A 12,500-nucleotide genomic window follows, 5' to 3' on the forward strand; every position below is an offset into this window, starting at 1 on the left:
TTCGGCGCATTTTGGATGCTGAGAGCACGTATAGGTTCTCTCAGTTCGTTTTCGTAAGATTTTGGGGAGCGAGTCGCCCCGCTGGTGCTAAGTAATCATCCTCGATCTCACAGTATCTATTTATAAGCCACTGCTCGCGCTCGCTCCTCCACTGAGAGAGGTTTTCCCTTCTCTCAGCACCCGTTTTCGCTACTTCACTCACCGAGAGCGGGTATTTCCTCTCTCGGCGCAGCAAATCAACGCGCGGAGCGGTTTTCTCCCGCTGAGAGAGGTTTTTTCCGTACTCAGCTTCGAGTTTGCTTGTTTTCGCCTCGCGAGAGAGGTTTATTCCCCTCTCAGCACCTCTTTGCACACTCAGCTTCGCCATCCTGCTGCTATCTGGTCAGCGTCCTTATCGGAGAGCCTTGTTTTGTAAAAACGAGGACTACTCAACGAAATAAAGCCACTCCACGATGGAGCGGCTTTTCAAGGTTCAGCTTTCATTCATACTCATTTACTTCCGATTCGCTTCCATCCATCTGACGCCATAATCAACCAACTCTCGAACAGGCACGAGGCGAATCACCGCATCGCCGATCTGCCCAAGCTTTGCCATGCCTGTCTCTTCTTCGAATGCCAGTCCGAGCACATCAAAGTCATCTGAATTAATATTGATCTCATCGATTGCCGTCCACTCTCGTCTACCATCAACCAGAATTGGTGCATGGTTGGTCACCTGCTGCTTGCTCGCATAGCTTGCCCGGTATTCCGCGAGATGAAGCGATGTATTATTGCTGTGATCGACACCGAAGAGGAGCACATAAGCCCCGCTATCATACAGCTTCGCAAGCGGCGACTGTTCGCCTAACCCAAACGATAACGAATGATCTGCTGTAAGATACGCCGCGAGCGGGCCCCTCGCGGCAAAAGATAGCTGCGGATGATAACTCCGCACCGTTCCTTCCTGCTTGCGGAAGCATTCCACAACAGCACCCATTCCCCGAGTAGGTGTAAGATCCGGCTGGAACGCAGGCATCTCCTCACGAATGAGCGGCCACCAAGCTTCTGGCACTGATGGGTACTGCCATGGCGCTGGATCGGATAAATCCCCGCTATGTGTCGGCATGACAAGCGTGCCTTCTTCGCCGATCGCATCCTCGAGCGCCAAGACAACTGCCCCAGCACCGCCGACAATCCAGCGGTTCATTGCTTTCAGCGAGGAATGCACGATGAGCGTCATTCCTTTCGTGACGCCAAGCGCTGACAGATCTTGGGCGAGCGAAGTCCGTGTCACTGGCCATGCCGACTCATTAATTCGTTCCACGCTACCCCTCCACCTTATGCAGAAACTGCCTGACTGCCTGCAAATAGGCGTCCGTTTCTTCCAGATAGCTCATATGCGAGCTTTGTTCGAAGACGCGAAGCTCCGCTCCTGGCACGAGTGATTGATAAACCTCCGTTGCCTCTGGTGTCGCCTCATCGTAACGACCGCACAGGAACAGCGATGGAATCGCGATCTCGTGCATCTGCGGCGTCACGTCATAATGCTTCAAATTGCCGGTCGGGCAGAACTCGGATGGTCCCCACATCGTCATGTAGACCTCTCCATTTCCCTTCGGCCTGCTGATATTTAATATTTCCGGCAAGGGATCGAGCCTGATCACATGACGATCGTAATAGACCTTCATCGCCGCTTTGTATTCTTCGGAATCCGTAGTCCCCTGCTCCTCATGCAGCGCAATCGTCTGCTGAACATCCTCAGGAAGCTGCGCGATGAGTCTATCGGCATCCAGCTTCCAGCGTTCACTACTCAGACATGGACTGGAGAAAATAACGCTGCGAACACCTTCCGGCTTCCGTTCGATGAGATACGATGCCGCAAGCATCGTGCCCCAAGAATGTCCGAGCAGATGCATCTGGTCAAGACCGAGCGCCTCGCGAATACATGCCAATTCTTCTACGAAACGCTCCGTTTGCCAGAGCGTTACATCCGTTGGACGCTCGGAATTGCCCGAGCCAAGCTGATCGTAGAAGATGACCGGACGCTCATTCGCGAGCGCGCCAAGCTCGGACTTCAGCGGTCCGTGCGTGTTGCCGGGTCCCCCATGAAGCACCACGAGCGGGGCCCCGTTGCCCCCTTCTTCGGTAAGCCGCGTATACCAGACTTTACCTCCAGGTACGTCGATATATCCTTCTTCACTTTTCTGATTACTCATTCGCGGCATCTCCTCCCAGCAGCTGTTGAATCGCTAGAACAGCTTCATCAATTGAACCTGCCTGTATAATCGTGCGATGATCTATTTCATATGTCGTATTCGAATGCGAGTACCGCTGATCGTAATAGTGAACAAGCAGCAGCTCAATCGCCATGCGGTATTCTTCGTGCTTCAGCGCCCAGTCGATCTCTGCGGCAATCGGCGTATGAATGCGTGCTTTAATCAGCTTGAACGACTGCAAGCAAGCTTCGTGATGCTCCCAAGGCTTATATTCCTCGAGCAAATTCGACACACGCGCTTCTAGAGGTAGCTCAAGCCAAATATGCTTGCCTTCTTCTTTCTTCGTCACAAGCCGATCTGGCAGCACAACCTTGCCAATTCGCTTGCTCTCCGCTTCCATTAGAAAATACGGCGCTTGCCCGAGCTTAATCAATTCATCAGATAACAGCGCGTCGAACGTCTTCTGATTATGCGATTTCAGCCCGATGTTGCCGAAGATCGAGCCCCGATGCCCCGCCAAACGTTCAATATCCAGCACCGGATAGGACTGCTCCTTCAGCTTGCGCAGAATCGCAGTCTTCCCCGTTCCCGTATTGCCGTGAAGCACATAAGCAGGTGGCGGAAGTTCTAGCTCCTCCATGCGGCTTACCACCCACTGGCGATAAGCGCGGTAACCGCCTTCTATCCGATACGTGCGGATGCCCATCAGATCGAGCACCGTCGCACTCGTCTTGCTCCGCATCCCACCGCGCCAGCAGAATACGGCTTTCTTGCCTGGAATTTGCGAGAACGCCTTGATGAATGCAGGCAGCTTCGCCGATGCAATCTCAAGACCGCGTTCTTTCGCTGCCTGCACGCTTACTTGTTTATATATGGTACCAATCTCGGCACGCTCTTCATCATTAAACAGCGGAATGTTCAAGCTGCCTGGTATCGTAGCATCCGCGTATTCGGAAGGCGATCTAACGTCGATCGTAACGAGGCTGCCAGCTTGTCTCAGCGCTGATAGTTCTTCAATTGCAAGATCTTGAAACATCGCCAGTTCCCCTTGAGAAAGTTATTGTACGAAAATATGTCCGGGACGTTCATCGGTGACTTCGCCAATCAAGCTTGCTTCGACGCCCTTCTCTAGAAGTGCCTCGAGCAGCGCTTCGGCTTGCTCGCTCGCTACTGCAATGAGCAGTCCGCCTGAAGTAACGGCGTCGCACAGAATATATTGGTCGATCTGATCGATACTCTCAGCGAATGTGACGTCACCTTGCACATGGGCAAAGTTATTCTTCGTTCCGCCTGGCACAAAGCCTAGCTCAGCAAGCTCGCGGACTCTTGGCAGCAGCGGTACATTCTGCTTCTCAATATGTATGCTTACTTTGCTGCCCTTCGCCATCTCCAGCGCATGGCCGACTAAGCCAAAGCCCGTTACATCGGTGCAGCCATGCACGTCGAACGGCTCCATCGTCTCTGCAGCCGTCTTGTTGAGCGTCGACATCACTTTCGTCAGACGCGCCGTCTCTTCCGGCGTCAGCTGATCCTTCTTGATCGAAGTCGTCAGAATGCCGACACCAATCGGCTTCGTCAGAATCAGGCGGTCGCCAGGCTTCGCGCCTGCATTCGCCCGCACTTTATCAGGATGGACAAGTCCGGTGACCGCAAGTCCGAACTTCGGTTCTTTATCGTCAATCGAGTGCCCGCCAACGAGCGTTGCACCGGCCTCCTCGACTTTATCTGCTGCACCGCGCAGAATCTCGCTCAGTACGCGCTTGTCCAAGGTGGAGATTGGAAAAGCGACAATATTCAATACCGTCAAAGGCTTGCCGCCCATCGCATAAATATCGCTAATTGCGTTCGCCGCCGCTATCTGGCCGAAATCGTACGGATTGTCGACGATCGGCGTGAAGAAGTCGAGCGTCTGCACAAGCGCCAGCTCGTCTGTCAACTTGTATACGCCTGCGTCATCGCTTGTGTCGAGGCCGACTAGCAGATTCGGATCGGGCTTTGCCGCTGGTAAATTCCGAAGAACGGCCGACAAGTCTGCTGGACCGATTTTGCAGCCGCAGCCGCCTTTGCTCGAGTATGAAGTTAATTTAATATCCTGAATTGAGTCCGTCATCGCTCGCATTCATTCCTCTCAAAGACAATATATAAATGGTACCCGATACACATAGGAGAAGCAATGAGGTCGCTTTCAATAACAAAAGCACCGGCGATGCAAGATGCAACCCGGCGCTCCTCAATCTCCATTATGATTCACTTCGTTGAATCGGCTGCATGGCATCGAAATATACGCGGCCGCCGGCGATGATTGGCTTGAACGTATCTAGTCCGCGATTCACGACGTTACTTACGTTTTCTCCGAACTTGCCAAACTCTGCGCCATGACATGGGCAGATGAGCACCAGCCCCTTCGTCTTCGCGCGCTGCGCATCGGATGCCGGCTCAACCGGGCAGCCCAAATGCGAGCAAGCCGGTGACAATATTAGGATTTGCCCGCTAGCATCCTTCGTCACATAGACGAACCCTCTAAGCGATTTCTTGTACCAAGCATCCACATACTCAGCTTCGTAATTCATTTTCTTCATCTCGGTTAGAGCCGCTAACTCCTCATAGCTGCCCAGATCTACGATATTTCCCGGCCGCTGCTCGGCTTCCGCATCACTCTTGTGCGTCTTCGCGCCGTAATAGAATAGTCCCGTTGTTCCCGTCAATGCAGCAGCAACACCTAGAGCGAGTTTGCCGGTAGTCCCTAGAAAAGCACGACGCGACAGCTGCCGCGGCATTCGATCCTTCAAGCTGTCCACCTCCACATAAACCGCCAGATGCCTCCATTATAGGTCTGAATTTGGAAAATAAAAAGAACTACAAAGCCGAAGCTTTGTAGTTCTTGTGACAATATTACTCGTGCGTAGGCTCGATTGCAGGGAAGCCAATCTTCTGCCAACGGAATAGGCGCTGAGCGCGCGGCGACATGTTGTCGTACGTCTCTTGCGGAATTTGTACCCGGTTGTCGCGGTCAATGGAGCTGTAGATGAGCGCGATATTCGGACGAATTTCGTTACCCTTGTTAGGCGTTCCTCTGTGCCACATACGAACGTCGCGGATCAAGATTGAACCTGCTGGCATATGCACTTTCATTGAATGCATGTATTGCGCAAGATCTTCCGGCTTCGGCGCATTCGGGCCGTACCAGCTGTCCGGCATCAAGTGCGTGCCGCCTGGCCAAATTTCCATCGGACCATTGCCATCGTGTACGTCAACGAGCGGAATGTTGAATACCAAATCCGTGATCGGCAGGGACACTTGGCATTGATCGCCGAAGCGAGCGCCGTAGTCTGCGTGAACCGGCTGTGTCTTCTGTCCGCCTGGCAGCGAAGTGTTGGACGAGAACAGTGTTACGCTGTATTCAGGACCAAGTACTTTGTCGATGATTGCCATTGCGAACGGATGCTCGATTACGAGCGAATCGTTGAACGGAGCTTCGAACGGAAGGAAGATACCAAGGTGGTTCGTGCCTTCGTTGAAGCCTTTCTTCTTCAGGTAAATATCATGACCGTGCTTCTCAAGGAACCAGTCCATCGCTTTCTTGAATGATGTGAACAGTTCCGATACTTTCTCTTTCGGCAGAACGCTTTCAATAATAACATAACCGTTAATCTTAACCAGGTTAGCGGCTATCTCAAGTGTTTCCGGTTTAAGTGTTAGTGTATCCAATTCTTCTTGACTAACTTTCAAATTCACCTAAATCACCTCAAGGTTCGTCATCGTAAGTATCTTACACACCTAAACTAACACATTTGCTCAACGAATGCTATTATTTTTTCACAAACTTAATTAAGTTTATTAAAAAATATAAAAACAAGGAACCATAAAGCACCAATGGCACTCGGCCTCCAAGGTTCGCAGTCGCAAGGCTATGACCTTGGACGATAAGCTCACTTTATCGCTCAAGTATTCACAGAAACGAACATGTATTTTCTAACGCAATGATTAATGCCGCTCGCTTCAGAAGTCTGATTCATTCTATAATGGTCTAAGCTAGTTTTACCTAATACCAAGGAGGAAAATAGGTGTTTTTACAAACAGAGCCACATACGCGGACTAATTCCTATATGAAACAAGCCTATGAAACCCCGTCTGTCCGAGCGCATCTTGTTAATTCAGCGGTCGTCTCCATCTACAGCGATTACTCCGGTGCTGCCGGGGAAGCGGTTCATGGCGCGGGCTGCTGCCTGGTGTACAACCGCAATATGTACGTGAGCGGACGTCAGCTGGCACATGATTACGAGCGAGGCTCTAATTATGGAGAAATGCTTGCGATTGCATTCGGGGTTAAGCTGCTTGCAGAACTGCTCGAACAGTTAACGCTCAGGGGAGCGACTTTACCTAAGAGCGCCATTGTATATTCCGATTGCCATTCCATCATGAAGCTCATGACGGCGCCAAGTTTGTCGAAGGCTTATTATGAAGAAGCTAGAGCGGAATACTTGTCCGCATGCGAGCAGCTGAACGCGAAATTCCCGTCCATCCAGGTCGAGGTCAAGTACATCGGCAAGCATAAGAAGGGCAACCCGCTGCACCGGCTCGCACACAATGCGGCGCGCAAAGCGATTGGCAAAGGTTAGAAACTCTTCATAAAACCCTGAATCCGAGCCTCCCTCCCGTATTCTATAAGGATGATACCGTTAATGGAGGGAGAATCAACCAATGGCTACCGAATCAGCTAGTGCTGCGGCTCGCAGTTTTACCGTTTCCAGTGAAATTTTCAGCAATCCCCATCTCGATATTTATTCGCAAATGATCTATATCGTCCTCAGCTCGTCTGCAGCGGATTCGATGTCGCTCAGCTTGTCCGAAATGGCGAGCAAAGGCAGGATGTCCGTGAAACAAGTCATTAAAGCAACGCGAGACCTGAGCGATCACAAGCTCATCTCGCACAAAATGTTCAAGCATCTCGTCGGCGAATTCAACGATGACCGTCTCTCTTGGGCGGCTAAAGGACTACTCACGTACTGCAAAACAAATCCGAGCGCAAGTCTGGAAGAGCTGCTCGCGTTGTCCGATCAATCCAGCGAAGAAGAGAATCGAGTCATTCTCGCTCTGCAGGAGCTGAAGCAATCCGGATACTTGGATGAGTATCCCGAGTTGAAGCAGATCGCGATCTAGGAAGAGACCAGCGACAATCCAAAATAATAGATGCAGTACAGATATTGTATGGAGAATGACAGCCCCACATCTAGATATTCCATCCTCCAGCGTATGCTCCATTATTGCGCGCGAGGCTCGAACCAACTCGTACTCAATTTAGCTAGCACCGGCTGTGCCTACTCTACCAGCCAACGCTAACGGATCGTATAAACCTTATTCGCGCGATATTAGCTCTGTTCCCGCTTTAACGGATCCCAGCGATGCTATTCGGCCAAAATGGAGCATAAAGTGCTGTTTTGGAGCCAAATAACGCTTCCTGAGTCCGTTAGAATTTCAAATGAGACTAATTCGACCGAATAACGCCTCCTGGTTCCGTTAGAATCCCAGGAAGCTCGGAGACTTCCAGACTTCCGTCCTATCTCGATCGAGAACTCGCTCGAATGAGTCGATCCTTCGACCGGACTGCTGCGAATTCCGCTAGTCGTCTTGCTAATAACGCGACAGCATGAAGAAACAGAAGAAAGCAGTGACCCTCGGGTCACTGCTTTCTTCCTTTCTTGCGAGAATAAGCCTCTAGGCTAGGATGCCGCTAACTCCTTCTGCTTCAACCGCTGATCAAGCTTGCCTTGCACGACCCAGATATACAGGATGAAACCAACGAGCAACGCCGCAGCGGTGAGTAGGAACGGCAGCGAATAATGTCCGCCTGCCAGTATATACCCGGCCCAGTATGATGCAATCGTATTGCCGATGCTCCTGGAGACAGTGCGCATTCCGGCGAACAAATTGCGGTCCTCTTCGGAGACAGCCGACATCGACTCGCTATCAATCAGGTTGTTCAGCATCGTAATGCCTGTGCCTCTAATCATGAGCAGCACCGCGAACGAAGCAACCGGCATTATTATCGCCATCAGACAAGCAAGGACAATATTGCAAACGAATGTAACCATAAACGTCCGGCGGCTTCCCCAACGATCCACGAAATAAGGGACAATGATCGAGCCGATGAAGAAGAATAAGCCGGAGAGCGCAAGCAGCGACGAGATGGAGCCGTCGTTCATATCAAAGCGGAACTTCAAGATGACGTTCAGAAACGGACTAACGAGTCCGTATGTAAAACCGTTGCTGAAGTTCAGCAGCGACAGCATGAGCAAGAAGTAGAACGCATGTCGCTTCTTGCTCTGCTCCTGCTCCTCCTCCCGCGCTCCTGTTGCAGCTTGCTGACCGCTCGCTTCGGCGTTAGCAGGCTTGCCACCTGACGATGGAAGAAGCAATCCGCGCAGCAGTGCCATTAAGGCGAAGCAGCCTGCCGCAACGAAGAAGGCATTCTGGTATATAGTCGTTGACCCTCCAAGCCAGTCCGGCAGGAAACCGCCGAGCATCGTACCGACTCCGGTGAATAGAGTGAAGATAGCGAAGAGCAGCGAATAAGCGCTTGTCTCTTCTTTCTTCGTACGGCAATATTGGAAAATCAATTGAATTTCTGAATTTACGATAGCGGTTACGCCAAGTGACCATATCAGCTGTGCGACGGTTACCTCGACTCGGCTTGTACCGAAGCCGAACACGACGAGCGAGATACAAGACAGCATGATGCCGAATACGAGCATCTGCTTGCGACCGACACGCTTGACGAGCAAGCCGGCAGGAAGGCTTGTCAATCCGACAGTGAGCGCGCCAAGCGATGTAATCTGGCCGATAACTCCTTCCGAGAAGCCGAGCGCGAGCAGATGCAGATTCAGAATAAGACTGAATATCCCCGCTCCGATACCGAATAAGCTTTCTGTTGCGATGAATCTTTTGACCCCTGGTGATAAATCCCGTACTAAGCTTGCTGTGTAGTTCCACATACGATTGCCTTTCCTCTAGCTGAGAGTGTGACTACTATCATAATTCATGCCATCATTTCAATCAATGGATGGGACCATATCCCTCACCTGAGCGATGTAAGCTCCATCCGTAACCGAATCATATCCCGACAAGGAATTCCATTCTCGATAATCGGCTCTGAATAATGCTTCACGAAGTAGTCCGTCTCAATACCTACGATGCGGAACCCGCATTTCTGATACAGCCCGAGCTGACCAAGACTGGAATTGCCCGTTCCGATCTCAAGCTGACTGTACCCCTGTTCCTTGCTGCTCCTAATCGCATGCTCAAGCAGGAGTCTTCCCAGCCCGACACCCTGCTTGTCCTCTCGGACGGCGATATTCATAATCTCAACCGTCTTAGGCCCCGTAGCCAGCAGCACATAAACACCGACAGTCTCTCCATCGTCGGCTTCTGCTACCATACAAGCGCTTCGCTCTATGTATGCTTCAATGGCTTGCCGCTCGGGATCTGCCAGCAGGAGCAGCTCATAAGGCAGCGGTTCATCCTTGAGCAGCTGCCTGATCATAATCGCCATGCTTTCTTACCACGCCTTTCATAATGTCGCCGGAAAGCTACCGCTAAATCAGTCGAAGAAGCTCATTCAGCTGCTCAATGGTATGCATCGGCTTCGCCTCAAGCTCATCCCGCCAAGGCTGATTCACTTTGATCCAGATCGTAGCCATACCTGCTTTCGAAGCACCTTCGATATCATTGACCGGATGATCGCCGATATAGAGACATTCCTCCGCACGCAGCCCCAGCTTGCTAATGGCGAGCTCGAAGATATGCGGGTCCGGCTTCTTCACGCCTGCTTCCTCAGAGACGATGATAAAGTCGAATCGATCGCGAATCCCAAGTTGATCGATCTTCCCGTATTGAATCAACGTCCGCCCATTGGTGATGAGGCCGACCTTATACTTCGAACGCGCATGAGCGATAACCTCGTCTGCTTCATGCATGAGCACCGAATTGCTTACATAGTTCTCCTCATAGTAGCTCATTAACTCGTTATGAGCAGGTTTCTCCTTCAGCTCGTCCCAAGGCATCTCTTCGAGCAGCTCAATGAACAGCTTGCGTTTGTCCTTGTAACCGTCCTCATCCAGCATAATAATGCGGTCGTACAAGGGCTGAACATGCTCTACATGGCTGAAATACTGATTAACGAAAGCTTGCGTGAACCGTGAAAAAGTATGTGTCCGATCAAGCAGTGTATTATCCAAATCAAAAATAACCGCCTTCAGCTGCTCCATCTCATTTCCCCCTTAGTTATTCAGCTTCTTCGCAAACCTGTAGCCTGTTATCGCATAGCCGCGCTTCTTATAGAAGGCATGCGCATCTGTACGTTCTTCTTTAATGCCGCTGTTGATATAGACAAAATTAGATCCCTGCTGCTTCGCCCAATCCTCCGCATGTGCCAGAAGTGCCTTGCCGATGCCTTTCCCTTGTAAGCCTGACTGCACGGCGAGCGAGGAAACCTGCGTCTTCAGATCATTGCTCACATAACTGTGCTGGATTCGTAAGCCGATCATGCCGACAATCGCACCGTCAAGGCTGGCAACGAAGGTATAATAGTTGGGACTTGCCGAGATGCGATCCATTCGCAGACGCATATCTTCATTCGAAGCAGGTGAACCAAGCTCAGCCATTAAAGCTGCCAGCCCTTCCAAATCCGACTCCTGGTAAGCTCGAACATCCACCATTCTGCATGCCCCTTTCTTGGTTATGACCGATTCAACCAGTACACCATGAGCTCTTCATCGTGATAGACGCCTTTATACTTCAGAGCATGACGCTCCAAACCGTACACTTCAAATCCAAGTGACAAGTACAGCTTGCGGGCTTGCTCGTTGCTGGTGACAACCATAAGCGTAACTTGATCGAGATCATTGACTCCCTGGACTCGCTCCAACAGTCGTTCAAGCAATTTTCTACCTACCCTTTGCTGCCTTGCTTTCGGACTCACGAACATCCCCCAGATGAAGCCCTTGTGCCTCACTTTCGTCCCGTCTTCCCGGCGGAACCCTACCATGCCGACAAGCTCGTCTTCCTCTGTATAGGCACCGAGAATGAAGTGATCTTCTTTAACTTGGATACGGCCCCGCACGGTCTCAATCGGCGTTCCGACCGAATCCTCGTAAGTCGAACCGAATGCTTCTGGACTGTCCTGCAGAGCCTGCAGCCGAAGCCCCCAATAAGCCTCCACCTCATCTGGTGTAATCAGCCTGATCTCTATCTTCATCGCTTAACCTCCTCGCGTCATACCAAGTGCTTCTTGTAGATTTTTGTCTCGCTGCCATCCATATAGTAGCCAATCCCATCGCATTCCCAGCCGTAACGTTCATAGTATCCGCTTAGCGTCGTGCTCAGGTAGATCGCTCCATATCCTTTAGTCGTCGCTGCTTTCTCGGCATGCTCCATTAACCGGCTCCCAAGTTCTTGTCCACGATAAGCAGGCTCTACGAATAGACAAGCGAGCCACGGACATAAGTCTTGCCGGCTTATGAGATCATTGCGAAGCAGAGCACATATACCAACGAATCGATCGTCCTCAACAGCCACATAAAATTCAGGCAAATCCACCTCAGCTGCAAGCGAATGCTCGATGCAATCCCGATAGAACGCCAGATTCTGCTCCGTTCCCCACTGGGACCAAATATAGTGGATCGCACGTTCGATGAACTCACGAGGCTGATTATGCAAGGACTCTATTAATATCACATTGAGTACCCCCTTGTAGCTTCTACATATCCGAAATACCTGGTCGCCAGCCAATCTCTTGGCTCCAGCTGCTTGCTCTTCGCATAATTTCCCAAATATAGGGCTCTTTCTCGTCTACATACCGCTGCCGTTCCTCCCGATACAGCGCCATTAGGCGGATTTTGGCCTCTTCATACAGCTTCGCCTCATTCGGCATCGCTCGCACATAATCGCGGAATAACAGCGCAAACTGCTGACCGAAGCTCCCTTCCTCTCTTACATGAATATGGGTTCTTCGCATGCCCTCTCCCTCGCGAAAATACCGTTTTGTCCGTTCTCCATTATCCGCTCTATATACATATCCGAGAGATTCCAGCGGCTGCTGATAGTCGATTACCGGCTCTAACGCGCGGACCGAAATTTGAATATCAATTACAGGCTTGGCTGCAATTCCGGGTATAGCAGTCGAACCGATATGATCGATTCGCGTTGCAAGCTCGCCAAGCGACTCGCGCATCCGCGCAGCGATCGTCTGGAACTCCATTACCCAGTTCGGGTCGTAAGGCGCTACAATTATCGGATCAGCCAACGTCG

General features: G+C 51.2%; 16 protein-coding genes. 2 read left to right on the forward strand and 14 right to left on the reverse strand.

The window, feature by feature from the left end; genetic code table 11:
- Nucleotides 1-40: 40 nt before the first annotated feature.
- From AC0YNX_RS09330 to AC0YNX_RS09360, 7 genes are all read right to left on the reverse strand, one after another.
- Nucleotides 41-367 carry a hypothetical protein gene (locus tag AC0YNX_RS09330; protein ID WP_475815415.1) on the reverse strand — a complete coding sequence of 109 codons (327 nt, stop codon included), beginning with the start codon at nt 365-367 and terminating at the stop codon, nt 41-43.
- A 126-nt stretch (nt 368-493) separates the two neighbouring features.
- Nucleotides 494-1,303, reverse strand: a complete 810-nt coding sequence (locus tag AC0YNX_RS09335; protein ID WP_475815416.1) for an AAC(3) family N-acetyltransferase — start codon at nt 1,301-1,303, stop codon at nt 494-496.
- Nucleotide 1,304: 1 nt separating this feature from the next.
- On the reverse strand, nt 1,305-2,195 hold the full coding sequence (locus AC0YNX_RS09340) for a proline iminopeptidase-family hydrolase (protein ID WP_475815417.1): 891 nt from the start codon (nt 2,193-2,195) through the stop codon (nt 1,305-1,307).
- A complete protein-coding gene (mnmH, locus tag AC0YNX_RS09345; RefSeq protein WP_475815418.1) occupies nt 2,188-3,231 on the reverse strand; it encodes a tRNA 2-selenouridine(34) synthase MnmH in 1,044 nt (347 codons plus the stop codon). The genes AC0YNX_RS09340 and mnmH overlap by 8 nt, the downstream gene beginning before the upstream one ends.
- 21 nt (nt 3,232-3,252) lie before the next feature.
- Nucleotides 3,253-4,293: a selenide, water dikinase SelD gene (gene selD, locus AC0YNX_RS09350; protein ID WP_475816212.1), complete on the reverse strand. Its 1,041-nt coding sequence runs from the start codon at nt 4,291-4,293 to the stop codon at nt 3,253-3,255.
- Between the two features lie 142 nt (nt 4,294-4,435).
- Complete coding sequence (locus tag AC0YNX_RS09355; protein WP_475815419.1) at nt 4,436-4,984, reverse strand: Rieske 2Fe-2S domain-containing protein; 549 nt, start codon at nt 4,982-4,984, stop codon at nt 4,436-4,438.
- Nucleotides 4,985-5,087: 103 nt separating this feature from the next.
- Nucleotides 5,088-5,930, reverse strand: a complete 843-nt coding sequence (locus tag AC0YNX_RS09360; protein ID WP_475815420.1) for a phytanoyl-CoA dioxygenase family protein — start codon at nt 5,928-5,930, stop codon at nt 5,088-5,090.
- A 371-nt stretch (nt 5,931-6,301) separates the two neighbouring features.
- On the opposite strand from AC0YNX_RS09360, the gene AC0YNX_RS09365 reads away from it, so the two are divergent.
- Nucleotides 6,302-6,814 (forward strand): hypothetical protein, encoded by a 513-nt coding sequence (locus tag AC0YNX_RS09365; RefSeq protein ID WP_475815421.1) that lies wholly within the window; start codon nt 6,302-6,304, stop codon nt 6,812-6,814.
- An 82-nt stretch (nt 6,815-6,896) separates the two neighbouring features.
- Nucleotides 6,897-7,355 (forward strand): hypothetical protein, encoded by a 459-nt coding sequence (locus AC0YNX_RS09370; protein ID WP_475815422.1) that lies wholly within the window; start codon nt 6,897-6,899, stop codon nt 7,353-7,355.
- A gap of 560 nt (nt 7,356-7,915) precedes the next feature.
- Here AC0YNX_RS09370 and AC0YNX_RS09375 read toward each other — a convergent pair.
- From AC0YNX_RS09375 to AC0YNX_RS09405, 7 genes are all read right to left on the reverse strand, one after another.
- Nucleotides 7,916-9,187 carry an MFS transporter gene (locus tag AC0YNX_RS09375; RefSeq protein WP_475815423.1) on the reverse strand — a complete coding sequence of 424 codons (1,272 nt, stop codon included), beginning with the start codon at nt 9,185-9,187 and terminating at the stop codon, nt 7,916-7,918.
- 83 nt (nt 9,188-9,270) lie between these two features.
- Nucleotides 9,271-9,744: a GNAT family N-acetyltransferase gene (locus tag AC0YNX_RS09380; protein ID WP_475815424.1), complete on the reverse strand. Its 474-nt coding sequence runs from the start codon at nt 9,742-9,744 to the stop codon at nt 9,271-9,273.
- 43 nt (nt 9,745-9,787) lie between these two features.
- Nucleotides 9,788-10,459 carry an HAD family hydrolase gene (locus tag AC0YNX_RS09385; protein ID WP_475815425.1) on the reverse strand — a complete coding sequence of 224 codons (672 nt, stop codon included), beginning with the start codon at nt 10,457-10,459 and terminating at the stop codon, nt 9,788-9,790.
- Nucleotides 10,460-10,471: 12 nt separating this feature from the next.
- Nucleotides 10,472-10,909 (reverse strand): N-acetyltransferase family protein, encoded by a 438-nt coding sequence (locus tag AC0YNX_RS09390; protein WP_475815426.1) that lies wholly within the window; start codon nt 10,907-10,909, stop codon nt 10,472-10,474.
- A 20-nt stretch (nt 10,910-10,929) separates the two neighbouring features.
- Nucleotides 10,930-11,448 carry a GNAT family N-acetyltransferase gene (locus AC0YNX_RS09395; protein ID WP_475815427.1) on the reverse strand — a complete coding sequence of 173 codons (519 nt, stop codon included), beginning with the start codon at nt 11,446-11,448 and terminating at the stop codon, nt 10,930-10,932.
- Between the two features lie 17 nt (nt 11,449-11,465).
- Nucleotides 11,466-11,927 carry a GNAT family N-acetyltransferase gene (locus AC0YNX_RS09400; protein ID WP_475815428.1) on the reverse strand — a complete coding sequence of 154 codons (462 nt, stop codon included), beginning with the start codon at nt 11,925-11,927 and terminating at the stop codon, nt 11,466-11,468.
- A gap of 22 nt (nt 11,928-11,949) precedes the next feature.
- A complete protein-coding gene (locus tag AC0YNX_RS09405; RefSeq protein ID WP_475815429.1) occupies nt 11,950-12,495 on the reverse strand; it encodes a GrpB family protein in 546 nt (181 codons plus the stop codon).
- Nucleotides 12,496-12,500: the final 5 nt, after the last annotated feature.

Source organism: Paenibacillus sp. J31R98, assembly GCF_056269245.1.